Genomic DNA, 26707 nt, shown 5'->3' on the forward strand with positions numbered 1-26707 from the left:
ATGATTTTCAGACAACTCTTCGAAACAGAAACTTCCACCTACAGTTACTTGTTGGGATGTGAACGCAGCCGTCGCGCCTGCCTGATCGATCCGGTGGCTTCGGAACTGCCGATTTATATCGATTTGCTGCAAAGCCTGAATCTGCAGCTGATTTACACATTCGAAACCCATGTGCACGCCGACCACATCACCGGCGCCGGTTTGTTGCGGGAAAAACTTGGCAGCAAGAGCGTGGTGCATCGGGATGCCGGCGCGCTGTGCGCCGATTTGCTGGTTACTGACGGCGTGTTATTGCAAGTCGGCGATCTGGATATTCAGGTCCGGCATACCCCCGGCCATACCGGCGGTTGCGTCAGTTATGTGATGGCTGATCGGGTGTTTACCGGCGATGCATTGTTGATCGGCGGTAGCGGGCGCACCGATTTCCAGCAAGGCGATGCCGGCCAGCTTTACGACAGCATCACCGGCAAGTTATTCACATTACCGCCTGATACCCTGGTGTATCCGGGACATGATTACCAGGGTAATACTGTGTCTACCATCAAACAGGAAATGGCAAAAAACACCCGCTTGGGCCAGGGGCGCACACGTGACGAGTTTATCGGCATCATGAGTGAGTTGAAGTTGGCGTATCCCAAGTTTATCGATCAGGCGCTGCCGGCCAATCAGTCTTGTGGGACGCCTGCCGAGTAGGCGGAGTTAGCCGATGATCCTGACGCTAATCTTGGCAATCTGTATCGGCCTGCTGCTGGGCTTGCTGGGCGGCGGCGGCTCGATTTTGACGGTGCCGATGCTGGTCTACGTGCTGCATGTCCCGCCCAAGACCGCTATTGTCACCTCATTTGTGGTGGTGGGGGTCTCCAGCCTGATGGCTTTGATCCCGCATGCGCGACGCGGCCATGTCTGCTGGAAAAGCGCGCTGGTATTCGGTTTGGCCGGCATGTTGGGCGCATTCGGCGGCGGCCGTTTGGCCGGCCATTTTTCCGGTGACTGGCTCATGGTGTTTTTTGGAGCGATTACATTTTTGACCGGTCTGGCGATGATCTTCAAGAAAGCCCCAAGCCAGCCGGCTGTTGAGCAGACATTACCGATGTGTCCTTTACAAACACCGATATTGCGCTTGTTGTTCGACGGGATTTTAGTCGGTGGGCTGACCGGCTTGGTGGGGGTCGGGGGCGGATTTTTGATCGTGCCGGCATTGACCTTGCTGGTGGGTTTACCGATGCCGGCCGCTATAGGGACTTCGTTGTTGGTTATTGTCATGAACGCCAGCGCCGGCTTGAGCGGCTACGCGAATCACGCCCAACTGGATATTCCGTTGATGGCGCTGGTGACGGCGGGTGCGGTTATGGGCAGTTTTCTGGGAGGCTGGTTATCCAACTTCATCAGCGCGGCCGCGTTAAGGCGCGGGTTTGGCTGGTTTGTGATGCTGGTGGCGGTGTATGTATTGTTTAACGCGCTGAGCTGGCAACTGTTGGCATCCTTAGAGCTGTGGCAGGATGACGAACGTGCCTGGCGACGAGGCTTGGCAGGTTTAGCCGCCTTATTAGCGCTTGGCCTGATAGGCAAGCGCATTCATAGCCGCACGCCGCGTAGCGAAGCGTTGCCAATGTCGCCCCGCCATCATCTATGAATTAGGCTAGACTAATATTGACGGTTGTGCTATGCCGTTGATTCCGCCATGCGGTGCTAACCGTCTGGCGCATAACTATAAAAATCGTTTGAGGAGGGTATATGTCTTATTCAATCAATACGTCACGTCGGCGCTTTTTTGCGCAAACTGGAGCCGGATTAATGGCGTGGGCTGGCGCGCCCGCATGGCTTAGAGCGATGGAAAACATGGGCGAGATGCCGACGATGCCGCCGCGTAAAGCCTCGGCAAATTTTCACCCGGACGTGGAATTGGATTTGATTTGCAAACCAAACGCGGTGGCTATTTTGCCCGGCCAGCCCACGCGCGTGCAGCAGTATTTTGCCAAATTGGTGAAGGGGCCGGCGCAGACCTTAACGGAAATTCCCGGTTCCTACCTGGGGCCGGTGCTGCGTTTCGAAAAGGGCCAAAAGATCAGAATCAATCTGCATAATCAGCTTAACGAACCGAGTATTACCCACTGGCATGGTTTGCATGTGCCCGCCGAAGTGGACGGGCATCCGCTGTACACGATAGACAGCGGCCAAGTGTTTGTGTACGAATTTGAAATGCTCAACCGCGCTAGCATGAATATTTACCATCCGCATCCGCACAACACCACAGCTAAGCAGGTTTATCACGGTTTGGCGGGCGCGATTTTGGTTAACGACGAGGAAGAACGGCGTCTGGAATTGCCCGGCGGCGAATACGAAGTGCCAATCGTGATTCAGGACCGCAAGTTCGACGCGAATAATCAGTTGCAATACGTGCACACCATGCACGACAGAATGATGGGTTTTTACGGCGACCGGATTTTAGTGAACGGTCTGGCTAATTTTCAGCTCGACGTGGCCAGTCGAGCTTATCGTTTCCGCGTCCTCAACGGCTCAACGGCGCGCATCTACAAACTGGCTTGGGACGACAAGTCGCCTATTACCGTCATCGGTACCGATGGCGGCTTGCTGGAAGCACCGCTCAATAAACCCTACGTGATGCTGGCCCCCGGCGAACGTTTGGATATTTGGGCTGATTTCAGCGGGCGTAAAGTCGGCTCCCAGTTGGTGTTGCGCAGCCGTTCTTTTTCCGGCGTATTGCCGGGCATGGCTGAACGGATGATGGGCGGTGGTCAAGGCGATCATGGCGGTATGGGCGGCGGTATGGGCATGCATGCCAGCGCTTTGCCGGTGGGTAGCGACTATCCGATTTTTACGGTGAAAGTCACCCGGCAGCAAAGTGATAGTCCGAAATTACCCAACAGTTTGGCGAAAATTAACCATTACAGCTTAAATGACACAGTCAATCCCGGTAAACCGGTGCCTATCGCTATTTCGGAAGGGCCGATGCGCATGGTTTTAAATGGTCGGCCTTATGCCTATAACGATATTTTGCCGAGCGAGCGCATTCCCTTAAATACTGTGCAATTGCTGGAGATTTTTCATGCGCATGGCGGTGGCGGACACGGCGATAAAGCCGGTGGCGAGCACGGCAATGCCGAGAAAGCCGATGCCGGTTCCCACAAAATGGGCGGTATGGGCATGATGGGTGGCATGCGGCATGGTGATAACAATCAGGGTGAAGGTGAGCATAGGCGCATGGGTATGATGGGCATGCGGCACGGCGGCGAGAACGAAGAAGCCGGCGGCCATCAGATGGGCGGCATGGGTGGTATGGGTGGTGGTATGGGTATGATGATGTCCATGGCCCATCCGATTCATTTGCACGGCCAATATTTTCAAATCCTGAGCCGAACCATCGCCAATAACGAAAGCGCAGATTACGCAACGGTTAAAGAGGGTTTTATCGAAGGCGGCTGGAAAGACACGGTGTTGGTGATGCCCGGCGAGCGGGTCAAAATCATCAAGCCCTTCCAGGATTTTAAAGGTTTATTCATGTACCACTGCCATAACCTGGAACATGAAGATATGGGCATGATGCGCGATTTCCTGGTGGTCTAACCGGAAAACGCCAATTGTCAGGGAGCGGGATATGACGATGATCAACAGGCATTTGACGATCCAGGGCATGCACTGCCCTGGTTGCGAAGACACCATTTGCCAAGCGCTGGCCGATTTGCCGGGTGTGATAAAGCTAGAGGTCAGCTACGCGCGAGCGACGGTGGATGTGCAATTCGACGACAAGCTTGCCGAGGAAGCGGCGATATACCAGGCCATTCGTGCTAAGGGTTACGGCGTGGAACTGACGCCTCGGCCTGCCGGCGGTAAGCTGAAAGGCCTGTTGATTTTTTTGCTGCTATTGCTGGTGGTCGGTGGCGTGACGTTCTGGGGCAAGAGTTTGATGCCCGGCGTGATGCAGCAAATGTCGCCGCACATGGATCAAGCGGTATTGCTGGGCATCGGTTTTCTCACCGGTTTTCATTGTATCGGCATGTGCGGCGGTTTTGTGGTGGGTTACACCGATCCCCGTCAAGCCAAGTCCCGCCAACTGCTGGCGCATGTAAGTTACGCAGTCGGCAAGACCTTGTCCTACAGCGCACTCGGCGCCGGCTTTGGCTTGTTGGGCGCCACTATTGCGATTACCCCGCCGATGCGCGGTGGACTGGCTTTGGTGGCCAGCCTGTTTCTGTTGCTGTACGGTCTGAAGATGCTCAACGTCTTTGCCATCTTGCGCCGCTTTACCTTGCGCATGCCCACGGCCGTCAATCGCCAGCTTGCAGATGAACTGCGTAAACCGCGCAGTGCGTTGCGTACTGGTTTGTTGACCGGTTTTTTGCTGGGTTGTGGGCCGTTACAGGCTATGTATGTGATGGCCGCCGGCAGCGGCGCCCCGCTACAGGGCGCATCGATGCTGTTCTGGTTTGGTCTCGGTACTTTAGCGCCGTTATTGGGGTTTGGGTTCTTCGCCAGCTTGTTGTCGCAGGTTTTCATGCGCCAGCTGGTAAAGGTTTCGGCAATATTGGTGATCGCGATGGGCGTGATGATGGCGCAGCGCGGTTTGAAAATCATCCAGGCAGGCCAGATGCCCGTAGCAATGCCGGCTCATACTCAGCCCGTTCAGTGAGGTAAAGTGTTGGATATTCAGCGTTTCAGACAATTGAACGAGCAGGCCAAACGGCTGGCGGACGAAATAGGCAATTTGCTGATAGAAGTTTTTCATTATTTGGCCTTGTTTGTCATCGGCGCCAGTATCGTTTGGTCGGCGGTGGTGGCATACGGCGGTATGATGCTACAAGGCCATGCCACCATCGGTGACATCTTGCTGCTGTTTATCTATTTGGAACTGGGTGCGATGGTCGGCATTTATTTCAAAACTAACCTCATGCCGGTGCGTTGTCTGATTTACATTGCCATCACCGCGCTGGCTAGATTGTTAATCGCCGACATTCAGGCGCATCATCAGGCCGACATGGGCATTTTGCTGGTGTCCGGCGGCATCTTATTATTGGCTTTGTCGACCGTGATTATTCGCAAGCCAAGTGACGATACCTGAACGGCCAGTTACAGGAAAAGGAAAACTAAGATGAACAAATCATTACTGATTGCGGCGTTGGCGTTAACCGCTCCTATTGTCCAGGCTATCCCGCCTTTCGATCCATCGCGCTTAGACGCAGTGCAAGAGCGCGGCAGCCATGTCATGCCGTTTGCGCTGGAAAAAACCCTGCACATTTTCAATAAGACTGATACGGGCGGTATTCAACAAGTGATCGCCAAGGATGCCGCTGACAGCCAACAAATTGGCTTAGTGCGCAGCCATCTGTCGCAACTGGCTACGCATTTTGCGGCTGGCGATTTTTCTGGGCCGCGCCAGATTCATGGCGAGGACATGCCGGGGCTAAATGCTTTGGCGTCGGCTGCTGGAAAAGTCAGTTTTGCCTACCGGGAATTGCCGAACGGCGCTGAGATCGAGTATCGGAGTGAAGACAAACAGTTGATAGAAGCGGTGCACAGCTACTTTGATGCCCAACTCAGCGACCACGCCCGCCATGCTGTGCCCGGCGGACAACAAATGCACCACGGGAAACACCAACCCTGAAGGTCAAGATTACCTGCGCCAGCTAAATGCTGAGTGCATCTTCTAAACCGCCATTTCTTCAAGGATTATCGGCATTCAGATTTGTATGGATACTTTGATGCTTAGCCTAGTTGGCTTTTGATAATCGCGCTTATACGCTTTCAGGTTCTCTGGCTTGGAGAAGGATCAAACACAGGATCGAGCGCTGAGCCAACGATTAATTTTTCAACCATTCCTGGTTTGGCAGCCAATTTGTAATCCATTCCTGCAAGTCTCCGGCCGGCATCGGCCGGGCGATGCCGTAGCCCTGGGCGTTATCGCAGCCCAGTTTTAGCAATAGCAAGCCATGTTCATCGGTTTCGACGCCTTCGGCTATTACTTGCCGACGAAACGCGGCGGTGAGATTGATAATGCCGGCGACGATGGCCAGATCTTCAGGGTCGCCGAGAATGTCGCGAATAAACGATTGGTCGATTTTTAAGGTGTCGGCCGGTAAGGCTTTCAGGTACGTTAGCGACGAATAGCCGGTACCGAAATCGTCTAATGCAAAGCCGACGCCCAGCTTTTGGCATTCCTTCATCACGGCGGTGACTCTGCCAATATCCTCCAGTGCGGCTGTTTCCAAGATCTCCAGTTCCAGACAGTGGGGGCGCAGTTGCGGATGCGCGGCAAAGCCGGCTTTCAATGTTTCAACGAAATCCTGGTGCAGTAAGTGGCGCGGGGCGATATTGATGCTGATGGCAATGTTCAAGCCCATGTCTTGCCACCTTTGCAGGTGGTCCAGGGCGCGGGCCAATACCCAATTGCCCAGGGCTATGACCAGCTCGGTGCCTTCTATGTCGGGTAAAAACGCCGCAGGCGACAATAAGCCCCGCTCGGGATGCCGCCAGCGAATCAATGCTTCCGCACCCAGTACTTTACCCAAACGCATATTGACCTTGGGTTGGAAATACAATTCGAACTGGTTATTGAGCAGCGCGGCTTCGATTTGCGTTAAGGTTTCGCCGCGGACCAGCGCTATCCTGTCCAGTTCCTGGTCGAACAGGTGGTAGCGATTTTTGCCGCGCTGTTTGGCGACATACATGGCTTGGTCGGCATGCCGCAACAGCGTGTCCGCGCTTGCCAGGTCGTTGGGGTATAGGGTAAGGCCCACGCTGGCCGATACGCAGATTTGGTTATCGTCTATGCTCAACGGTTCCGCGACGTTGCGGAGCATGCGCTCCAATACCGCCTCGCATTCGCGGGTGTCGTTAAAATCCAGTAAGAGCAGCACAAATTCGTCGCCGCCGATGCGGGCCACGGTATCGCCGGCTCTCAGGCAGTCGCGGATGCGTAGGGAAATTTCTATCAGCAACTGGTCGCCCGCTTCGTGGCCGAATTGATCGTTGACCGGCTTAAAACCGTCCAGATCCAGATAGCATACCGCCATATGGTTGCCGGCCCGGTGCGTGTGGGCCAGCGCTTGTGCTAGACGGTCAGCCAGCAACACGCGGTTGGGAATGCCGGTCAGCGGATCAAAATGGGCGATGCGTTCCAGATCGTATTCATGGTTCTTCAGCGGGGTGATGTCGGCCGATAAACCGATGTAATGATGAATTTTGCCGTCGTCGTCCCGCACTACCGAAATCGAGGTCAACGCAGCAAAAACCTCGCCCTTTTTATTGCGGTTCCAGAGTTCGCCGCTCCAATGATCGTGTGCGTTCAGCGCTTGCCACATGGCCTTGTAAAATTCCGCGGATTGTCGGCCGGATTTAAGTATGCTGGGGTTTTTACCCAAAACATCCTCGCGCGCGTAGCCGGTAATTCGACTGAATGCCGCGTTAACATCAATGATGCGATTCTCGTTGTCGCTGATGACGACGCTGTCGTGAGTGTGGGCGAACACGCTGGCCGCCAAGCGTTGCTCAGCCTCGCGGCGTTGCAGTTCTTGACGAAATTGTTCGCGTTCCAACAGATTGCGAATCCGCAAGCGGGCGATTTCGATACTGATGGGTTTGGTCAAATAGTCCGCGGCGCCTAAAGAAAAGCCTAAGGCCTCAGCTTGAATTTCGTTCAAAGCGGTCACGAACACAATCGGAATGTCTTTTAACAGTGGACTGGCCTTGATCCGCCGACAGGTTTCGTAGCCGTCCATATCCGGCATCATGATGTCGAGCAGAATCAGATCAGGCGGCTCATCCAACGCCAGTTCCAGGCCTTTACCGCCGGAGGTGGCGATTTGAATTTGATAATCGTCCTGCAATGCCAAACCCAACAAGGCCAGGTTGGCGGGGTTGTCGTCAATGGCGAGAATTTTCAACTGTTTGCTGTTCATTCGGTTTGTACCCCATTCCAACCCAAGGCTGAATAAAGCTGCCGCAACTGCTGGCGTGCTTGGTCGAATTTCATTTCGTTAACCGACTGAGATATTTCGGAAAACAGCGGTTCTACCGTACTAGCGCGCAGTAAATTCTGCAATGCTTTAACGTGGTTAATGGCATGGAACATGTTTTTGGCAAGTAAGTTGTCGAGTTCGTCCAGTAGCGGCCGTAATTCTTGATTGTGATGCAGCAAGGCGATGTCTTCCGCACTGATTGCCGGGCCGGCCGTCGCCAAGACGGGTTGCTCCGGATGGGCTGGCGCATCGCGATAGTGTCCGGTATTGACTGCTGCGGAATACAGTTCCGCGCAAGGAACAAGTAAGGGCTGTTGCTCTGAATTGTGGTTATGCAGTTGACAGTCAACCAGCTCGCAGCGAATTCTGAACCAAAACCGGGCGCCCATGCCCGGACTACTTTCCACGCCGGCTTCGCCCTGCATCAGCCCGGCAAAGCGTTGGACGATGGATAAGCCCAGGCCGGTGCCGGCGTATCGCCGCGTCGAACTGGCGTCGATTTGGGTAAAGGGTTTAAACAGTAGGCGTTGTTGGTCGGCGGCAATGCCGATGCCTTGATCGGACACGGAAAATTCCAGTTGTGCTTGCGAACCTTGCCGCCGCAATTCCGTTACCTGGATTTGGATCGCGCCATGATGGGTAAATTTGATGGCATTGCTGACCAGATTTGAGAGCATTTGCCTGACTCTGATTTGATCCAGCAGATAGCATTGCTCGCAGGGGCCGAGCCAGACGGTTTCGATTTGCAGGTTTTTCTGAAGCGCGCTTTCCCTGAACAGCGACTGTACTTCGGTAATGATTTGCCGAGGTTGCGCGGCTGAGTAAACCAGCTCCAGCCGATTCGCCTCAATTTTGGACAAATCCAACACATCGTTTAACAAGGTTAACAGGGTTTGTCCGGATGCGAGGATAGTGCGAGCGCATTCTTGATGCTTGCTTGGGTCGCAGTCCGCTAGACTCAGCAATTGCGCCATTCCCAAGATGCCGTTCAATGGGGTACGGATTTCGTGCGACATGGTGGCCAGGAAATTACTTTTGGCCTGATTCGCGCTTTCCGCGATGCGGGTCTTGATTTCGTTGCTCAAAATCAGCGCCATGTGCGAGAAAAACGGCGACAGATAGTCGCGCATTTGCGCGGAGCCCAACATGTCGGTCATTTTGATGGCGCCGATTAATTCTTTGCCCACCTGCAAGGGCATGACCCAGGTGCAGGCAATGGCCGGGGTCACGCCGCGCAGTAGCGTGTGCTGAGAATCCGTGGCTTGTTCGACAAAGCGGCGCTGCTGAAAAACTTCGCTGATTAAGGGGTCGTCGATATGATCGATAATTTGGCGTTCACCGGCCAAATTGGCGTAATGGATTGCCCCCGCGTCCAGATAATAAATTTCGATATTGCTGCCGCCTAAACTGCCGCACAAAGCATTCATTAAGCTCTCTAACAAGCCTTCGACGCCGGCGATGGGGTTTAACAACTCCAACATGTGCAGGATCAAATATAGATTCGCCTTTTCTTCCGAAAGCTTGCGGACGCGGGTTTCCAATTGCTTGACCCGTTCCTGCAGCTCTTGGTAGGAAGGTGCTTGGGTCATTGTTCGGCGGCAAGCCGGCGTTGGATGGCATCGGCCAAAACGGTTTCCAAATGCTCCAGGCCGACATCCATCCATTCCAGCGGCAAATCCACGAAGCGCGCGGCGGTTTCGGCGGCGGCGCTGAAATCGCCATTACACGGGGTACGTAGTGCCAGGATATATTTATGGCTACTGTGAAATATCTCCCTGATCACCGTCATGTTCGCGCCGAAGCAGGCGGTGATCATCGGTTCCCAGGTCAAGGCCCAGTCTTCCACTAAAAAATACGCGCCTTTTTCCAGTTCCTGCATGAATAACTCGTAGCCGAGCAGCATGACGATACAGTTTTGGCCGTGGGTGCGGCAGGTGTGGTGGCCCTCCAGATATTTTTCCATCAACGGGTGGCAGCCGCCGTAAAACACCACGGTTTTTTCGCCGAGTTTCTCGCGTTCTTCCAGCGCCTGATTCAGCTCGGTCGACAAACGATTCAGGTAATTGTGCAAGGCCGAATCCAGATAATGGGTATGCACGTTCCAGTGATTTTTCGCGATTAATCCGTCCACTTCCTTACGCAAAATGCCGCAGCCCACCATGGTCAGCGGAGTTTGATTTTCCGGATGTATCGCGAAGGTTTTCATGGCAGTCTCCCGTATTCGAATGCCGCATCGACCATGGTCCGAATATTGGCCTCGGGCACAGCGATTGGCATGACGCCGTTACCGAACAAAAAATGGCCGCCTGTTTTGCCGATTTCGATAATACGCTTCACTTCGGCGCGGGTTTGCTCGGCGCTCCAGTGAATCATTTTAATATCGTCGATCACCCCGCAGGTCAGGCCGCGATTACCGATCAGGCGTTTGGCTTCGGCTAAGTCGGCGAGTGGGCTGATGTAGTGAGTTTTGAGGTGAAGTTCATCGAAAACCAAATCGATCACATCGTTAAAAGTCGCCATGCCGCAGTAATAAACGATGTCCTCATTACCGCCAGGCAGCAAGTCCCGGCGCATCCAGGGCATCACCGTTTGCTCAATTTGCTTGCGGCTGACGAAATACGGCGAGCCAAATGGCGTGGAGTAAATCAACACATTGGCGCCCAAGGCCCGTAAGGCGGCGATTTCCTGCTGGCAGAAATCCGAACATTTGCGCAGCAGTTCATCGCGGACATCAAAAGGGCCGAGCAGGAATAACTCCATCCATTTATCCATACCCATCAGTATGGCCGGCAACGTGGTCGAGGCCGTGACGTAGGCGCAAATCGGATGTGTGCCGCCGACTTCGCTGCGCAAAATCTTTAGGCAGTCGGCAACCGATTGCCAGGCCGGATGCAGCGTAATGTCGGTGGGAATGTCGAGTTTGGCGATGTCGTCCAGGTTTTTGATGACGAAGTCCGCGACATTCGGCGCACCGTCGTCGGCAAACAGGATTTCGCTGCAACCCAGCAATTCCGCTTCCTTGCCAACATAATGCAGGCTCCAGATGTTGTCGTAGCCGTAGCGCCGCAACAAGCGTAATTGGCCGTCGGCGATATATTCGCCCTTGCTGAAGTATTGCTTGGCGGACATACCCAATTCACGGGCGCCGTGATCGGGCATATTGCAAAAAACCGGAATGCGCGGCGCGGGGTTGCCGGTCGCTGCTGCGGTGAGGATTTCCAAAGGTGTCATGGCTTGACCTCGCGAATCAAATCGACAATCACTTTGGCGGCGGTGACGCCATCCGGAGCCCAGGCATCCGCGCCGACCTTGGTGTACAACTCCGGATCGAAACGGTACGGAGCGCCGCCAACCGCCAGTTTGATTTGCTGTTCCAGGCCACGCTCTTTTAACAAACTGCGCACACCCAAGCTGCCTTTTTCGCTGGTGGCGGTGTGGACCATCATCGCGGATACCGCGATGACTTGGGCGTTCTCGGATACCGCGGTATCGACGAATTTTTCGGCAGTGACGTTGGTGCCCAGATCGATCACATCCACCATCAGTGATTTCAAGCAGCCGCTAACGATCCGTTTGCCCAAGGAATGCAGGTCACCATAGGCGGCGCCTATGACGACCCGTCCTATCATTTCCGGTGGTTTACTGAATTTTTCCAGCATTTTTTCGGTGACGTCGGCCGCAATTTGTGCCGTCATGAAATGCTGGGCCAGATTGGCGTCCGGATCCTTTTCGATTAAGGTCATCATTAACTCGATGGCCGGGATGACTAATTTGAAGACGATATCTTCGGGGCTGAATCCGTCGTTTAAGGCTTGATTGACGACCTCCAAGGCCGCCGGCTTATCGGTCTCGAATACCGCCTGGTTATAGGATTGAATATAAGCGTCGAGCATTATTCGAGCTCCTCGATGGACATGGGTTGCAAGCGTAAATTGTCGATAAAGCGGTTTTCATATTCGAAAACCCCGCCAAGATTGACCACGCGCGCCCGTTGGACAATATTATTTAAAAGACTTGGCCCGGCCGGATTCAACAGCAGTTGTTCGCAGCCGGCCAGACTGGCATTGGCCAGCAGGCTGACCCTTTCGGGGGGCATAGGAGGCAGTAAGCCAACCCTGAACGCGCTGTTTAGGTCCAAATGTTGGCCAAAACTTCCGCAAATCCACAAACGATTCAAATCGCTTATTGCCAAGCCTGCGTACGACATTAATTGTGACATGGCAGCGGCTGTCGATGCCTTGGCACGCTGAAAAATATCGATGTCGCTCGCAAAAATGGCACTTTTGGGAATCTCGGCTTGCAATAATAAGCCTGGTTCGGATGGCGGTTCGGCGAAGCGTCCGGACGGTTTCAGGTGCTTTTGGTCCAGCAGCAAGGCAATTGCATCAATGAAGCCGCTGGCGCAATAGCCGCGCGCCTGGGCATCTCCTATCGTTTGTAAGCCGCTTGCCGACACTTTGCAAATCGCACCGGCTTCTGCGGTTAAACCGTTGCGCATACCTACGCCTTCGAAAGCGGGGCCGCCCGGCACGGAACTGGCCCACAGGTTGGTGCCGTCCCACACGGCGATTTCGGTATTGGTGCCGAAGTCGGCCAACAGCATCGGTTGCGATTGTTCAGTAATGCCGGTGGCGAGTAGGTCGGCCAGTAAATCTGAGCCGATAAAACCAGCCAGAGGTTGGGCGATGTCGATGTCGGCATGCGGTGTGCGCCACATCTGCCGCCAGGCATCGGCATCGGCGGGCAGGCAGGCGATAGGGCTTTGCCAGTTCTCGGGTTGGTAGAGGCTGTCGCCGCTATTGCCGCAAATCAGCGTCAACATCGCGGTGTTGCCCACTATCAGTACTTTGCCCAGCTCTGCCAGTATCGGCGTTATTTCGCCCATATCGCGGCTAAGAATATCGCGTATGCCGTCGATGATGGCCTCGCGCGCTTCCCGGCCTATGCGCTGGCAATCTTGATCGTCCAGGCGCTCGGCATCCAGCCGGGTCAGAATATCCGCGCCATGTGCGACTTGCGGGTTGATGCTGTAACGGGTGCCGATGCGTCGGCCGGATTGCCGGTTCCACAATGACAGGCGGATGTGTGTCGTCCCCAGGTCTACCGCCACCCCATAGACGTACTCGGAAACGGTTGGATTGCCCTGGGCTTGATAAAGTGGGGTTGGGTCCAGGCTTTTCCATGCGGAATGCGGTGCCGGATTTTCCAGGTAAAGCGTGCAGTCGCTGCGCGCCCGCAACTGGCAGGCCAGACGCATGCCGCCAGCCAGATCTTCAGATAACAGTTTTTGCCGTTCTGCTAGCGTCGGCGGGTTAAACTGGCCGTCGACGGTTTGAATGATACACGCGCCACAGGTACCCAAACCGCCGCAGGCAGCGCGTACGCGCAAATCGGTAGTGTCGAGGGATTGGCGTACCGACAGATCGGGTTTAAGCAGTATGCGTAACTTTTGATCGTTACTGCTGACCGTTGCCAGCATATCTTTAGCTAGAGACGCTGACCGTCCGGTATCGGGAGGGATGGAGATCATAGGCGATGGAAACCTGTATGAGTAATAGCGATTGCGCCTTCGTTAAAATCTGGCATGATCTGAGCTTTGATCTACTCGGCGTGGGCAAAACAGCCAGTGGTTTTCTCCTTTCATTTTAGTGTGTATTGGTGGTTTCGCTGGCCCAAAAGGCGCTTTAGGTCGATGGCACACTGTTACTGCTGGAATGTCATCAACAATCGGGTAAACTTTGCCGACGCGCCAAAAAGCGGATTCGTTAACATAACCCGCCTGTCTGGGATGCTTGCAATCAACCCAGATCATGGTTTACCCACTCCAACGGAATTTAGATGGAATCCGATAAACAATCGACAGAGCGCCAAGCCACCATTCTGTTAGTCGATGACGAGTCTATCAACCTGTCGGTTTTCGGACAGTTTCTCGCCCCGTATTATCAGGTTTTGGTGGCGACCAGCGGGCGGCGTGCCTTGCAATTGGCGGGTGGTGCGCCAAAGCCGGATTTGATTTTGTTGGATGTGATGATGCCCGATATGGATGGGTATGAAGTCATCGGCCAGCTAAAAGCCGATCCCAAAACCGGCGATATTCCCGTGATATTTGTGACCGCCTTGACCTCTGATCTGGAGGAAGAGCGGGGTTTGTCACTCGGTGCGGTGGATTACCTTTACAAGCCGTGTCATTTATCGATTCTATTGGCCAGAATCAAAACCCAGCTGGAGCTGAAGAAAGCCCGCGATTGGCTAAAAAATCAAAATGCCTATCTGGAAACCGAAGTGCAACGCCGCCATCAAGAGAATCAGGCTGTGCATTTGCAATTATTGCAATCGGAAAAGTTGGCGGCGATAGGGCAACTGGCGGCCGGCATCGCCCACGAAATCAATAATCCCATTGGTTTCGTCAATTCTAATTTGAATACGCTGAACGGCTATTTGTGCGACGTTTTTTGCGTGATGGATGCTTACAACGCGGCTTTAGCCGAAAAAAGCTTTTCGGAGGAGACGCAGCAAAACTTGTGCGCGCTGAAACAAACCAAGCAGCTTGATTATTTGCGCGGTGATATTCCGGAATTGATTGCTGAGTCCATGGAAGGTTTGTCGCGGGTGCGTGACATTATTCAGGATTTGAAGGATTTTGCGCATGCCGATAAAAACGATTGGGAATTGGCTGATTTGCACAAGGGTTTGGATTCCACGCTGAATATTATCAACAACGAGCTGAAGTATCATTGCACCGTACACAAGCAATACGGCGAGATACCGGAGATTTATTGCCTGCCTTCGCAATTGAATCAAGTGTTTATGAATTTACTGATCAACGCCGCGCACGCGATCGACACCAAAGGCGATATTCATATTAGTACTGGTTGCGCGGAGCCGAATGTCTGGGTGGAAGTCCGCGATAACGGCAAAGGTATTGCCCCGGAGAATCTGCCGCGTTTGTTTGAGCCGTTCTTCACCACCAAGCCGGTCGGCAAGGGTACCGGGCTAGGCTTGTCGGTTTCGCAGAATATCGTCCGTAAGCATGGCGGTAAAATCGAAGTAACTAGCCAGCTTGGGCAGGGTAGCCAGTTTCGAGTTTGGTTGCCGATTCGGCAGCCGGAATCGGCGTCTGCCGAATAGTCCGGTGCGTCTGGCGGTTTTTGAATACCAAACTTGCAGAAGGGGCTTTACATGCCAGACTATGTCATCAATAGACCTCAGTTAGTGCAAAACCATGAACCAGGCAGATATTAAAATACTCATCGTCGACGACGAGCCGAACGTGCTGAAAGCGCTGACGCGTTTGCTGAAACAATACGAACCCGTTACCGCAATCAGCGGTGAGGAAGCTTTGTTGTTGGCCGAGGAGCATCGTTTCGATCTGGTGATTTCCGATTACCGTATGCCGGGGATTAACGGTATCGACTTTTTGATTTTGTTCAAGCGCATGCAGCCGGACGCGATACGCATCGTGTTGACCGGTTTTGCCGACCTGGAAGGCGCGCAGCATGCCATCAACGAGGCGGAAGTGTTTCGCTTTATCAACAAGCCCTGGAGTAATCTGGAAATTGTCAATGTCGTCGAGAACGGTCTGGCGCACAAGCGGATGTTGTTGGAAAATCGGGCCTTGGCCGATCAGGTGCGGGCGCAGCAGATACTTCTGGATCAAAAAGAAGCGATTATTAAAGCGTTGGAAGCCGAGGAGCCGGGTATCACCCAAGTGAATTGGGCGCAGGACGGCTCGATTATTCTCGACGACGAAGATTTTAAATAGCCAGTTATTGGTAATTATTTCCGCGATACCGTTACTCCTGCGAAGCCAGGGGTCAAGGTATTAAGCGGGCTCCCGCCAGTCCGAGAGCCGCTTTGTTTAGAACGGAGTTACAGCTGTTCGGTACGTTCGTCATTACTAAAGGCATTGAAAAATTGCTTCGCGGTTCTGCCGTTTTTTGCGGCATTCTGATGGGCAAAGTCCAATGCCGACTTGTGCAAAGCCTCGCGGTTGCCGGGGTAATCGACGAAATAGCTGTCGACAATATCCAAGTAGGTTTGAGTATGCTGTGGGTAAAACGCCAGCCGCAAACCGAAGCGGTCGGACAGCGAGATTTTTTCCTCAATGGTGTCGGAATAATGCACCTCGTTGTCAACCAGCAGCGTATCCAGATTGTCGCGCATATGTTCCGGCAGCAAATGGCGGCGATTGGATGTGGCGTAAAACAACACATTCTCCGGCGGCATTTCAATAGAGCCTTCCAACACGCTTTTCAGCGGCTTGTATAGCGCGTCGCCGTTTTCGAAAGACAGGTCGTCGCAATAAATAATAAAGCGCTGATTGTGTTCGCGAATGTCGTCGACGATTTCCGGTAAATACAGCAAATCTTGTTTATCCACTTCAATGACTCTTAAGCCTTCGTGTAAATATTCGTTCAACAAAGCTTTCACCAGCGAAGACTTACCGGTGCCGCGCGCGCCCCACAACAAGGCGTTATTCGCCGGCAGTCCTGCCAGGAAACGCAGGGTGTTGTCTATCATTTGCTGCTTTTGCGGCTCTATGCCCAGCAGTTGATCCAGCCGGATCGGATCGATTTGCCTAACAGGACGCAGAAATGCCTGGCGCTGACGCCAAATTGCTGCATAGGTGTGGTTCCAATCTATCATCTGTGATCCTTTGCTGGGGCCGATCGAGGTGTCGGTTTGTCTAAAGAAATGGAAAGTGTATAAATTTTAGACAATTTAACACCACTCCAAGCACAGCAACAACTTAGCGCGCTTTTTAACGGGTTGCCAACAGAGTTATCCACAGATTTTGTGGGAAACTTAAAGATGTTGTGGAAATGTGTTGATCCACTATGGCCGGGATATGCTGCTTATATTGGTAACCAAGCACTGCGAAGACTTTATTTCCGGTCGAAGCCCGTTTCAGCAAGATGATCGAGCGCATGGTTTTATTTATAATCAATCGTTATTAATTTAACGATAGCTATTGGCTATTTTTCGGAGTGGGGATGAATCTGCGGGATTTACATTATTTAATCGCCGTTGCCGACCTGCGCAGTTTTGTGCAGGCCGCCGACCGTTGTTGCATCAGCCAGCCGACCTTGAGTACCCAGATCAAAAAGCTGGAAGACGAATTGGGCATCCAGATTTTCGAGCGCACCAACAAAAAGGTGTTGCCTACTGAATTGGGCGAACAAATCGTGGCGTCGGCAAGGCGCATCTTGAAAGAGCAGGACAATATCAAGGAACTGGCTGCGACCGCCCAAGACCCGTTGGCCGGCAATCTGCGCTTCGGTGCGTTTCCAACCTTGGCGACTTATTTGTTTGCACCATTGGTACCGCTAATCAAAAAGGATTTACCACGCATCAGGCTGATTTTAGTCGAGGAAAAAACCGAGCAATTGTTACTGCAACTCCGCAGCGGGCAGATGGATTGCGCCTTGCTGGCCCTGCCGATTTACGAGGATTTTCTGGAAAGTCAGGCCTTGTTCGACGATGAGTTTTTGCTGGCCGTGGCGGACGGTCATCCGTTGGCGGCCAAGTTGCAAGTCGAGCAAGATGATCTGAACGGCGAGCATTTACTGTTGCTTGACGAAGGTCATTGCCTGCGTGGGCACGCCCTGCAAATCTGCCAAACAATCGGCGCCGACGAAGAGCAGGATGTGCGTGCCACCAGTTTGGAAACTTTGCGGCAAATGGTCCGCGCCGGCACCGGCATCACCTTCATGCCGCGTATCGCGGTGCGCGACGAACCGGGGGTACGTTATCTGCCATTCGCTGAGCCCGCGCCTAGCCGGAGCATAGGGATGGTTTGGCGCAAGACCAGCGCCAGAGGGGATTTGATTCGGCGTTTGAGCGGGTTGGTGCAGGAGGCGGCTAAAAAGATATAAGTATTCATCGGTAGCGGGGCTCTCAGGTTGCTGTCAGTCTCTACGAAAACTCTCGTTGGTTCTTTACCGGCAAACTAGCCCGTCGGCTCTGGTTATTCGCTAGGGTTTAATTAGTGCTTAGGCGAAAAGTGAAAGATGACGCTAGCCATTGTTCGTCTTTAATACTGGTACACCGTTCGGGCTGAGCCTGTCGAAGCCTGATGTGGCGTGTCCTTCGACAAACTCAGGACGAACGGTATTTAAGGGCCGGGTTAATAAAAGCTATGACTCCCGCACCGGCATATTGCTCTCACCTCTGCCGTGAAATAACAAATCGTCTAATATTTGCAAAGTCCTCAATGTTTATTAAGCCTAATAACAGCCTGATGCGGGTAATGAGCATGGGCTGAGTCAGGCGCGATAAGGATTGCGACTATTGCCACCAACGCCTTGAGGCTTATGGCCTTAAGCCAGCACATTACCCGATTGCAATGCCGGGCCATTACCTTGGGAGTACCGATCATGAACAAAAAACAGTTATTACCTGTTGCTGTCGTACTGTTGACTTCGCAGCCGGTTGTCGCCAGCGTGTCCAGCTCGTTCGATGTCGACAGCGAAAACTGGCAAATCGTCAGTTTTGCCGATTTCAGCCAGAACAATTATTCGATCATTGGCCAATACCAACCCAGTTACGTATCGGGCGGTGGCAATCCGGGTAATTACTTGTCTGCCACCGACCCGGATAGCGGCGATTTTACCTTCTCCGCTCCCGCTGCGTTCTTAGGGGCGCAGACCGGCGCTACCGGATTGTCCTACGATCTCACTTACCGCGACGGCGATATCAATTGGCAAACCACCGACGTCATGTTAGTTGGCAACGGCCAACGCCTCCTATGGAAACGCGACCCGAACATTATCCCAAACAGTGGCTGGACGCATATCAGCCTGAGTCTAGCGCCATCATCCGAATGGCGACTTGGCACCACAGACGGGGTGTTCGCCAGCCAAAGTGATTTTCATAATGTGTTGTCCAACTTGAGCGGGCTTTACATTCACGGCGAATTTACCAGCGGCATCATGGAAACCGCCGGTTTGGATAACGTGGTTTTGCAAACGGTGCCGTTGCCGGGGGCGTTTTGGTTATTTGGTGTGGGATTTGCGGGGTTTTTGTCGTTCACTCGCAAGGGTTAATGCGCTGTGTCGTGGAGTGGTGGTGTCGCTGGCGCGACGGGGTGTTTTGGAGTCGGGTCTCGGCCCGACAGCCGAGATACTTTCTTTTGCTCCGCCAAAAGAAAGTATCCAAAGAAAAGGCGGCCTGGATGCCGCTTGTTCCCTACGCTCCGAAGCTTTTGAACGGGGTTGCATCCCTGCGGCGCCCCTAAAGGGCTGTTCCGTTCAAAAGCTCCGGTGCTCGGTGCGGCATACGGGATACTCTCCAATGCGCCAAATGAATGAAGGGACGACAAACGGCGCAATACGGCTACGCCTATTGACGCCCTACGGATTGCGACTTACGGCCTTGGATGAAATCAAAGACTTGTTGAGAAAAAAATAAGTAAAAACCTATTTAAGCAGCTTTTTTAAAGCTTTACCGCTTTAAACCCCATAGCACTATCATCATGCTGCATTTGATAGAAAGAAGTACAGCCACAATAATCAGATGCTATTTTTTTAATAAAATCAATGTCTGATTTTGGAGTTCGTAACCCAAAACAAATTTCATATATTGAACTTGGATTAATAGGAAATGTTCCAGACGAATATTTAAGCAATCTAAACTCTGACTCATATCCCCATTCACTGCTTTTATTAAATAAAAAAATATAAAGTAGAGCTTGTGTAATCTTTACAGGATCAAAGTTACTACTAAACACCCCTGAAATATCGGGTGCTGCACAATACTTGACCATTCCTTTGGCAAGTAACTCGGCATTAGTAAAGCAATCCTCTGAAAAACTATATGTTACACATAACCCTCGATGTTCATCAGCATAATGAGACCACATAAGCGGTTGTTTTTTAGTGAGTTCGCTACACATGGACACTGAAAACACACCAATATTCTCGAATTGGGACTTCCAGTTTTCACCAAAACTTTTATTCTCTAAAAAAGATAGTAAAAAATCCTTCTGCCTTTGATCCTTTTCCCCAAGTACAGCACTAGAAATAATTTTATTGACATCCATTCTGCAATCAAACGGGTCATTCAATTGATCTGGATTGGCGAAATAAATACTTGGGTTGACCAATGATTCAATAAGATATTTATTGATCGCCCTGAACTTTAGACAGTAAGCGTCTGACATAATATTAGCATCCCTACCTTATCAGAATTTGTTTATGAATTATTCGGCTGAAACTTGCTCGACAGTCATAGTTTTAAGATTAAACAGACACTTTGTAGTTACTTTGACTTTGCCACCAAACATATTGCCATATTTCGAGTCGTTATCTTGAATCAATATTTCACCAGTCTTAATATCAGAATCATTTTCGTAGAACGTTCCAAATGCCAGCCAGTTCCAATCGATTTCGAATTTGCTGTTTTTTTCAGCAGCTCGCTTACAAGCTGTTTTCATCGCACTATTTACGGAGGTGTTCAAATTAACAATGTCGGCATTACTTTTGCACTTGCGCCAATCTTTGCTACACGATTGATTGTAAATTTGTTCTTCAGTAAGAGCAGAGGTTTCTGACGTAGCTTGGGTTGATGTTCGATTAGGTGTTCCGAAGAATCCTAACAGGATCGATGCTGCCACAGCACCCCAAATTATCAAACCGCAAATCTTACCCAACCAGCCAACTTTCTGGGGCCTTTTGGTTGGGTTTTTTTCTCCGCAATTTGGACAAACAGTTGCGCTACTCGAAATTTCTTTTTTACAAAGATTACAGGAGACTAATTTGGACGCCATATACAAATACAAATGCAGAAATGAATCAGGATAAAGGGCCGTAGGATGTGCTGAACGGAAGTGAAGCGCATCGTTCGCGATAGATGCCCCTCCTCGCGTCGGCACATCCTACATTATAGGGTGGTATTTTTCATATTGGCGTTTTGCCGAATTACGGGTTGGTTTTTCTCCCGTTATTCCGCCCCGAGCATCGCAGCTTTTGGCGAGACAAATCGGCAGGATTGCCGATTTGCATGCGTAGCACCCGAAGGGCGAGATACATGGATGTATCGAGTGATTAGCCCGATAGGGGAGCGGCAGGGATGCCGCTCGTTTTCGGAGGGCCAGGGATGGCCCTTCCGAATACCCTCGCCAAAAGCGAGAAGCGCAGGAATAAGGCGGAATGTCGGGTGGCCTTTTCTTTGGATACTTTCTTTTGGCCAAGCAAAAGAAAGTATCTCGGCTGTCGGGCCGAGACCCGACTTTAAAACACCTGTCGCGACAGCGACACCGAAATCACTTTTTGTATAAACAAAAACTTGCGCTAACCAGTTTTTGTTTATACATTAATATCTCATGATCATCGACTTCGACCCTGCAAAAAACGCCAGAAACGTCTTCGAACGTGGTTTGAGCTTCGAGCGAGCGGCAGATTTTGACTGGTCTAGCGCCATTGCGACGGAAGATGTTCGTAAAGAGTATCCAGAGCGACGTTTTGTTGCGTTTGGTTATCTGGATGGGCGACTGCATGTCCTATGTTTCACTCCCGTGACTGGTGGAATCCGAGTCATTAGTTTCAGAAAAGCAAATTTAAGAGAGGTCCGCAAATATGGCAGAACCATTACCGTTAACTGATGCAGACGGCGAAGTCCGAGAATTGACCGAAACCGATTTTAAACAAATGCGCCCGGTTGGCGAGGTGTTTGCCGAGCTATTTGGAGCGGAGCCGGCGGCTGAAATGCTTAGGCCTAAAGGTGGTCGGCCACGCAAGGATTCACCGAAAGTATTTACCGGGATTAGACTGGACGTCGAAGTGTTGGAAGCTTTTCGTGCCACCGGCAAAGGCTGGCAGACTAGGATGAATGATGCTTTGAAAGAATGGCTGAAGGATCATTCGCCCGCCTAATCTTTAGGCCGGAAATGCTTTCGCTGATCCGGTCTGCCGAGGTTGCAATATTTCCTTAAATTCTAAATTCCGCTGACCGCGCGTGCGCGGTAAGGCTTTCTCCGCGGGCCAACACCGAAGCAATCTTACCCAAATTCTGCGCGCCAACCGCTGAACAATTGATCAAACTGCTGCGCTTTTGAAAATCGTAAACCCCTAAAGGTGACGAATAGCGGGCGGTGCTGGATGTCGGTAGGACATGGTTCGGCCCGGCGCAGTAATCGCCCAACGCTTCGGCGGTGAAACGGCCCATGAAGATTGCGCCGGCGTTATGAATTTGCTCGCACAAGGCTGCCGGTTCCGCTACGGACAACTCCAGATGCTCCGGAGCGATGCGGTTGGCGACTTGCGCTGCTTCGGACAAATTAGCGACTTTGATGAACGCGCCGCGACCGGTCAAGGACGCGCGGATGATGTCGGCGCGTTCCATGTCCGGCAGCAATTTGTTGATGCTGGCTTCCACTTGCTGCAGAAAAGCGGCGTCGTCGCTGATCAAAATAGCCTGGGCATTTTCGTCGTGTTCGGCTTGCGAGAACATGTCCATGGCGATCCAGTCCGGGTTGGTCTGGCCGTCGCAGATGATTAAAATCTCGGACGGGCCGGCGATCATGTCGATACCGACTTGGCCGAACACCAGTTTTTTGGCGGTAGCGACGTAAATGTTGCCGGGGCCGACGATTTTATCCACCGCCGGAATCGATTCGGTGCCATAGGCCAGCGCCGCGACCGCTTGGGCGCCGCCGATGGTGAATACCCGGTCCACGCCGGCTACATGCGCCGCCGCCAAAACCAGTGCGTTGGTTTCCCCGCGCGGAGTGGGGACCACCATAATCAGTTCGCCGACGCCGGCGACTTTGGCGGGAATCGCGTTCATCAACACAGACGAGGGATACGCGGCTTTACCGCCCGGCACGTAGAGGCCGGCTTTATCCAGTGCGGTGACTTTTTGGCCCAACACGGTGCCGTCCAGTTCGGTGTACTGCCAGGATTGCAGCTTTTGATGCTCAGCGTAGGCCCGAACCCTATCAGCGGCGGTTTGCAGGGCTATGGCTTGAGTGCTCGGCAGGTTATCCCACGCTTGTTGCAACGCGCCTCGGTCCAGCTCCAGTTCGGACGCGGCTTTAAATGCGGTGCCGTCGAAGCGGTTGGTGTATTCCAGCAAGGCTTTGTCGCCACGTTTTTTTACGTCGGCGATGATGTCCAGTACCCGTTTGTGTATTTCCAAATCGTCGTTGGCATCCCAGGCTAACCGGGCTTGCAGTTGTTTTTCAAAGTCGATTGCCGCACTGTCTAGGCGCAGCATCTTGATCGCAGTCATGGGCTTACCTTTGGGCTAAGGTGGTTTCGAACTGATCGATGAGTGCTTGAATGGCTTGGTGTTTCATTTTCATCGCCGCTTTATTCACCACCAGTCGAGAGGTAATGTTGGCGATTAGTTCCCGTGGCTCCAGGCCGTTGGCTTTTAGCGTATTGCCGGTATCGACCAAATCGACGATGCAATCAGCTAAACCAACCAGTGGCGCTAATTCCATCGAGCCATACAGCTTGATGATTTCGGCTTGTATCCCCAGGTTGGCGTAATAACGCTGTGCGGTTTTCACGTATTTGGTGGCGACCCGCAAACGGCCTTTGATTTCCGGGGCGTTGACCGGGCCGGCTGTCATCAAGCGGCAACCGGCGATGCCTAGATCCAGCGGTTCGTAAAGACTTTCCGCGCCGTGTTCCATCAACACGTCTTTACCTGCGATACCCAAGTCCGCCGCACCGTATTCCACAAAGGTCGGCACGTCGGTAGCGCGGATGATCACCAACTGTACGTCGGGACGGGTGGTTTGCAGAATCAGTTTTCGGCTTTTGTCCGGATCGTCAATCGGCGTGATGCCGGCTTGTTCCAGAAACGGTAGGGCTTCTTCGTAAATACGGCCTTTGGATACGGCAATGGTCAACATGGTTTTGCGAGTGATTTAGTTAGGAACGCGGCGAATGGTAGCGCCCAGTTGTGACAATTTTTCTTCGATATGATCGTAACCGCGGTCGATATGATAAATCCGGTCCACCAGGGTTTCGCCCTCTGCGACCAGAGCGGCTAAGACTAGGCTGGCCGAAGCCCGCAGATCGGTAGCCATGACCGGCGCCGCTTTTAATTGGCCGCTGCCGGTGCAGATCGCGGTATTGGATTCTAGTTTGATTTGCGCGCCCATGCGTTGCAGTTCTTGCACGTGCATAAAGCGGTTTTCAAACACGGTTTCGGTAATTAAGCCCACGCCTTCGGCAACGGAATTCAGCGCGGTAAATTGCGCCTGCATGTCGGTCGGGAAAGCCGGATAAGGTGCGGTGCGCACGGTGACAGCTTTCGGGCGCTTGCCGTGCATATTCAGTTCGATCCAGTTTTCGCCGCAAGTGATGTCGGCACCGGCTTCTTTTAATTTAACTAATACCGCGTCCAAGGTTGAAGGGTCGGTATTTTTCAGTTTGACATGGCCGCGGCTGATGGCGCCGGCTACCAGATAGGTGCCGGTCTCAATACGGTCGGGGAGGATGTCGTAATGCAATCCTTCCACGCCCAGTCTTTCCACGCCTTCCACGGTCAGAATGTCGGTGCCAACGCCGGTGATTTTGGCGCCCATTTTATTCAGAAAATGCGCCAGGTCGGTGACTTCCGGCTCTTTAGCAGCGTTTTCGATGATGGTCACGCCTTCGGCCAGTGTGGCGGCCATTAGAATGTTTTCGGTGCCGGTCACGGTGACTTTGTCCAGCACCAGATGGCAGCCTTGCAAGCGTTTGACCTTGGCGTGGATATAGCCGGCTTCGACGGTAATGTCGGCGCCCATTTTCAGCAGCGAGTCGATGTGAATATCCACCGGCCGGGTGCCAATCGCGCAGCCGCCGGGCAACGAGACATATGCTTCGCCGAAACGCGCCAGCAAGGGGCCCAATACCAGAATCGAGGCGCGCATGGTTTTCACCAGCTCATAAGGCGCTTCGTATTTGTGAATGGTGCTGGTATCGACTTCGATGTTCATTTTTTCGTCGACGGTCAGGCGCACGCCCATTTGTCCCAACAATTCCATGGTGGTGGTGATGTCGTGCAAATGCGGAATGTTGCCGACGCTGACCGGCACATCGGACAGCAGAGTGGCGGCCAGAATAGGCAGGGCGGCGTTTTTGGCACCGGAGATTCTCAGTTCGCCGTGCAGCGGTTGGCCGCCGGTAATCAGTAATTTATCCATGGATTTTTATTGGTTTGTAAATTGGAACGCAGCTTAATGCGTGTGGATTGCAAAATATTCGGTTTCGTCCAAGCCGCTGAGTTTGGCCAATGCCAACAGCTGAGCCGGAATGTTCTTGAAGGACAGCTTGACCCGGCCCATCCGGCTGAGCCTGATCCATTCGATCATCAAGGCCAGGCCGGCGATATCGGTGGTCTGGACTTTGGCTAGATCGATGCACATGCTGTCCATACCTTTCAAAAACTTAAAGGATTGCAAGGTTTGTTTGTCGATGCTGGCAAAAGTCAGGCTGCCTTCCACGGTAAAGTGGCCGGGAGACTGTTCGGTTAATGTCAGCTTGGACATTATTTGCCTTCCGCTTTGTTCAGCATGAATTTGCCTATCATTTCTTCCAGCACGATGGCGGAGCTGGTAATGTCGATGGTGCTTTTATCCTTCAAATATTCATCCGATGAGCCTGGGTCCAGGCTGACGTACTGTTCGCCCAGCAGGCCGGCGGTATAAATACTCACGCCGGAATCGCTGGGTAGATTGTTGTATTGCGATTCGATGCGCATTTCCACGACCGATTCGTGGCTGTCCTTGTCCAGCCTGATTGCGGAAACGCGGCCGATGCGCACGCCGGCTACCGACACCGGGGATTTGACTTTCAGGCCGCCGCTATTCTGAAAGTGGGCGATGACGGTGTAGCTGTCGTCGCTGCTGTAGCTGCCGAGATTGCTGACTTGCAGTGCCATGTAAAACAAGGCAGAGATGCCGCTGGCGACAAAAAAACCGACCAGAGTATCCTGGGTCTTGGAATGCTGCATGTTAAATGTCTCCAAACATGAGTGCGGTTAAAATGAAATCGAGGGCCAGAACCGAAAAGGCTGAATTGACCACGGTGCGCGTGGTGGCGCGGCTGACGCCCTCAGAAGTCGGGATGGCGTCATAGCCTTCGAACAAGGCAATCCAGGACACCACGAAGCCGAACACCACGCTTTTCAGCACGCCGTTGATGATGTCTTCTTGAAAGTCGATGCTGGCTTGCATTTGCGCCCAAAACGCGCCGTCATCTACACCGAGCATACCCACGCCGACCAGATGGCCGCCCATGATACCGATGGCGCTGAACAAGGCGGCAAGCAATGGCATCGATAAAAATCCTGCCAAAAAACGTGGCGAAATGATGCGTTTGATCGGGTCAACGGCCATCATTTCCATGCCTGACAGTTGTTCGGTGGCCTTCATCAAGCCGATTTCCGCGGTCAATGCCGAGCCGGCCCGGCCGGCAAACAATAGCGCCGATACCACGGGGCCCAATTCGCGGACCAACGAGGCGGCGACCATCACGCCCAGGGATTCTTCGGCACCGAAGTCGGACAGAATGTTAAAGCCTTGCAAACCCAAAACCATGCCGACGAACAGGCCGGAGATGGTGATGATCAAAAACGACAGCACGCCGACCGAATACACCTGCTTGATCAGCAGGTTGGGGCGCGGCACCACGTCGCTGATGCCGGTGAGGGTATGGCTCAGGAAAAACGAGGCGCGGCCGAGCTTAGCAAAGCTGCTGCGCGTGGCTTTTCCGAGATTTTGCAGAAATTGAAACATG

The 26707-nt window shown here is 52.8% G+C and carries 27 protein-coding genes; 12 read left to right on the forward strand and 15 right to left on the reverse strand.

Going from position 1 to position 26707, the window contains the following annotated elements; all coding sequences use genetic code 11:
* The 6 genes from EBB_RS06125 to EBB_RS06150 all read left to right on the forward strand — a co-directional run bounded on the left by EBB_RS06125 (position 1) and on the right by EBB_RS06150 (position 5620).
* Positions 1 to 693 (forward strand): MBL fold metallo-hydrolase, encoded by a 693-nt coding sequence (locus EBB_RS06125; protein ID WP_192392903.1) that lies wholly within the window; start codon positions 1 to 3, stop codon positions 691 to 693.
* A 13-nt stretch (positions 694 to 706) separates the two neighbouring features.
* Complete coding sequence (locus tag EBB_RS06130) at positions 707 to 1633, forward strand: sulfite exporter TauE/SafE family protein (protein ID WP_192392904.1); 927 nt, start codon at positions 707 to 709, stop codon at positions 1631 to 1633.
* Between the two features lie 101 nt (positions 1634 to 1734).
* A complete protein-coding gene (locus EBB_RS06135; protein WP_192392905.1) occupies positions 1735 to 3585 on the forward strand; it encodes a multicopper oxidase family protein in 1851 nt (616 codons plus the stop codon).
* Between the two features lie 31 nt (positions 3586 to 3616).
* Entirely contained in the window at positions 3617 to 4648 is a 1032-nt protein-coding gene (locus tag EBB_RS06140) for an urease accessory protein UreH domain-containing protein (protein WP_192392906.1), read from the forward strand.
* A 9-nt stretch (positions 4649 to 4657) separates the two neighbouring features.
* Positions 4658 to 5077 (forward strand): phosphate-starvation-inducible protein PsiE, encoded by a 420-nt coding sequence (locus tag EBB_RS06145; protein ID WP_192392907.1) that lies wholly within the window; start codon positions 4658 to 4660, stop codon positions 5075 to 5077.
* Positions 5078 to 5107: 30 nt separating this feature from the next.
* Positions 5108 to 5620, forward strand: coding sequence for an aspartate carbamoyltransferase (locus tag EBB_RS06150; protein ID WP_192392908.1), 513 nt, complete (start codon positions 5108 to 5110; stop codon positions 5618 to 5620).
* Between the two features lie 196 nt (positions 5621 to 5816).
* On the opposite strand, the gene EBB_RS06155 is transcribed toward EBB_RS06150, so the two are convergent.
* The 6 genes from EBB_RS06155 to EBB_RS06180 are packed head-to-tail and all read right to left on the reverse strand — an operon-like array spanning position 5817 to position 13503.
* Entirely contained in the window at positions 5817 to 7913 is a 2097-nt protein-coding gene (locus tag EBB_RS06155) for an EAL domain-containing response regulator (RefSeq protein WP_192392909.1), read from the reverse strand.
* Complete coding sequence (locus EBB_RS06160; protein WP_192392910.1) at positions 7910 to 9562, reverse strand: sensor histidine kinase; 1653 nt, start codon at positions 9560 to 9562, stop codon at positions 7910 to 7912. Before EBB_RS06160 ends, EBB_RS06155 begins: the two co-directional genes overlap by 4 nt.
* Entirely contained in the window at positions 9559 to 10179 is a 621-nt protein-coding gene (locus tag EBB_RS06165) for a DUF1638 domain-containing protein (protein WP_192392911.1), read from the reverse strand. The genes EBB_RS06160 and EBB_RS06165 overlap by 4 nt, the downstream gene beginning before the upstream one ends.
* Positions 10176 to 11204: a uroporphyrinogen decarboxylase family protein gene (locus EBB_RS06170; protein ID WP_192392912.1), complete on the reverse strand. Its 1029-nt coding sequence runs from the start codon at positions 11202 to 11204 to the stop codon at positions 10176 to 10178. Before EBB_RS06170 ends, EBB_RS06165 begins: the two co-directional genes overlap by 4 nt.
* A complete protein-coding gene (locus EBB_RS06175; RefSeq protein WP_192392913.1) occupies positions 11201 to 11866 on the reverse strand; it encodes a cobalamin B12-binding domain-containing protein in 666 nt (221 codons plus the stop codon). Before EBB_RS06175 ends, EBB_RS06170 begins: the two co-directional genes overlap by 4 nt.
* Positions 11866 to 13503 carry an ASKHA domain-containing protein gene (locus EBB_RS06180; protein WP_225587259.1) on the reverse strand — a complete coding sequence of 546 codons (1638 nt, stop codon included), beginning with the start codon at positions 13501 to 13503 and terminating at the stop codon, positions 11866 to 11868. The genes EBB_RS06175 and EBB_RS06180 overlap by 1 nt, the downstream gene beginning before the upstream one ends.
* 308 nt (positions 13504 to 13811) lie before the next feature.
* On the opposite strand from EBB_RS06180, the gene EBB_RS06185 reads away from it, so the two are divergent.
* A complete protein-coding gene (locus EBB_RS06185) occupies positions 13812 to 15101 on the forward strand; it encodes an ATP-binding protein (protein WP_192392914.1) in 1290 nt (429 codons plus the stop codon).
* 94 nt (positions 15102 to 15195) lie between these two features.
* Positions 15196 to 15735 (forward strand): response regulator, encoded by a 540-nt coding sequence (locus tag EBB_RS06190; RefSeq protein ID WP_192392915.1) that lies wholly within the window; start codon positions 15196 to 15198, stop codon positions 15733 to 15735.
* A 107-nt stretch (positions 15736 to 15842) separates the two neighbouring features.
* Here EBB_RS06190 and EBB_RS06195 read toward each other — a convergent pair whose 3' ends face one another.
* The gene (locus tag EBB_RS06195; RefSeq protein ID WP_192392916.1) at positions 15843 to 16619 is read right to left on the reverse strand and encodes an ATP-binding protein; all 777 of its coding nucleotides are present in this window, start codon (positions 16617 to 16619) and stop codon (positions 15843 to 15845) included.
* 347 nt (positions 16620 to 16966) lie between these two features.
* Here EBB_RS06195 and EBB_RS06200 point away from each other — a divergent pair, with 347 nt between their 5' ends.
* Both EBB_RS06200 and EBB_RS06205 read left to right on the forward strand, forming a co-directional pair.
* Entirely contained in the window at positions 16967 to 17848 is an 882-nt protein-coding gene (locus EBB_RS06200; protein ID WP_192392917.1) for a LysR substrate-binding domain-containing protein, read from the forward strand.
* A 501-nt stretch (positions 17849 to 18349) separates the two neighbouring features.
* Positions 18350 to 19018: a laminin B domain-containing protein gene (locus tag EBB_RS06205; RefSeq protein ID WP_192392918.1), complete on the forward strand. Its 669-nt coding sequence runs from the start codon at positions 18350 to 18352 to the stop codon at positions 19016 to 19018.
* A 389-nt stretch (positions 19019 to 19407) separates the two neighbouring features.
* On the opposite strand, the gene EBB_RS06210 is transcribed toward EBB_RS06205, so the two are convergent.
* Together EBB_RS06210 and EBB_RS06215 are read right to left on the reverse strand one after the other, a co-directional pair.
* On the reverse strand, positions 19408 to 20133 hold the full coding sequence (locus EBB_RS06210; RefSeq protein ID WP_192392919.1) for a DUF2971 domain-containing protein: 726 nt from the start codon (positions 20131 to 20133) through the stop codon (positions 19408 to 19410).
* Between the two features lie 39 nt (positions 20134 to 20172).
* A complete protein-coding gene (locus EBB_RS06215; protein WP_192392920.1) occupies positions 20173 to 20739 on the reverse strand; it encodes a hypothetical protein in 567 nt (188 codons plus the stop codon).
* 555 nt (positions 20740 to 21294) lie between these two features.
* On the opposite strand from EBB_RS06215, the gene EBB_RS06220 reads away from it, so the two are divergent.
* Together EBB_RS06220 and EBB_RS06225 are read left to right on the forward strand one after the other, a co-directional pair.
* On the forward strand, positions 21295 to 21573 hold the full coding sequence (locus tag EBB_RS06220) for a BrnT family toxin (RefSeq protein WP_192392921.1): 279 nt from the start codon (positions 21295 to 21297) through the stop codon (positions 21571 to 21573).
* Entirely contained in the window at positions 21548 to 21844 is a 297-nt protein-coding gene (locus EBB_RS06225) for a BrnA antitoxin family protein (RefSeq protein ID WP_192392922.1), read from the forward strand. The genes EBB_RS06220 and EBB_RS06225 overlap by 26 nt, the downstream gene beginning before the upstream one ends.
* 55 nt (positions 21845 to 21899) lie before the next feature.
* On the opposite strand, the gene hisD is transcribed toward EBB_RS06225, so the two are convergent.
* The 6 genes from hisD to mlaE are packed head-to-tail and all read right to left on the reverse strand — an operon-like array spanning position 21900 to position 26706.
* Positions 21900 to 23201, reverse strand: coding sequence for a histidinol dehydrogenase (gene hisD, locus EBB_RS06230; protein WP_192392923.1), 1302 nt, complete (start codon positions 23199 to 23201; stop codon positions 21900 to 21902).
* Between the two features lie 4 nt (positions 23202 to 23205).
* On the reverse strand, positions 23206 to 23832 hold the full coding sequence (gene hisG, locus EBB_RS06235; protein ID WP_192392924.1) for an ATP phosphoribosyltransferase: 627 nt from the start codon (positions 23830 to 23832) through the stop codon (positions 23206 to 23208).
* 15 nt (positions 23833 to 23847) lie between these two features.
* Entirely contained in the window at positions 23848 to 25113 is a 1266-nt protein-coding gene (gene murA, locus EBB_RS06240) for a UDP-N-acetylglucosamine 1-carboxyvinyltransferase (protein ID WP_192392925.1), read from the reverse strand.
* Between the two features lie 33 nt (positions 25114 to 25146).
* A complete protein-coding gene (locus EBB_RS06245) occupies positions 25147 to 25458 on the reverse strand; it encodes an STAS domain-containing protein (RefSeq protein WP_192392926.1) in 312 nt (103 codons plus the stop codon).
* Positions 25458 to 25922, reverse strand: coding sequence for an outer membrane lipid asymmetry maintenance protein MlaD (mlaD, locus tag EBB_RS06250; protein ID WP_192392927.1), 465 nt, complete (start codon positions 25920 to 25922; stop codon positions 25458 to 25460). The genes EBB_RS06245 and mlaD overlap by 1 nt, the downstream gene beginning before the upstream one ends.
* A 1-nt stretch (position 25923) precedes the next feature.
* Positions 25924 to 26706 (reverse strand): lipid asymmetry maintenance ABC transporter permease subunit MlaE, encoded by a 783-nt coding sequence (mlaE, locus tag EBB_RS06255; RefSeq protein WP_192392928.1) that lies wholly within the window; start codon positions 26704 to 26706, stop codon positions 25924 to 25926.
* Between the last annotated feature and the right edge of the window lies 1 nt (position 26707).

The sequence above is a fragment of the Methylomonas fluvii genome (assembly GCF_014850975.1).
Lineage (GTDB): Bacteria > Pseudomonadota > Gammaproteobacteria > Methylococcales > Methylomonadaceae > Methylomonas > Methylomonas fluvii.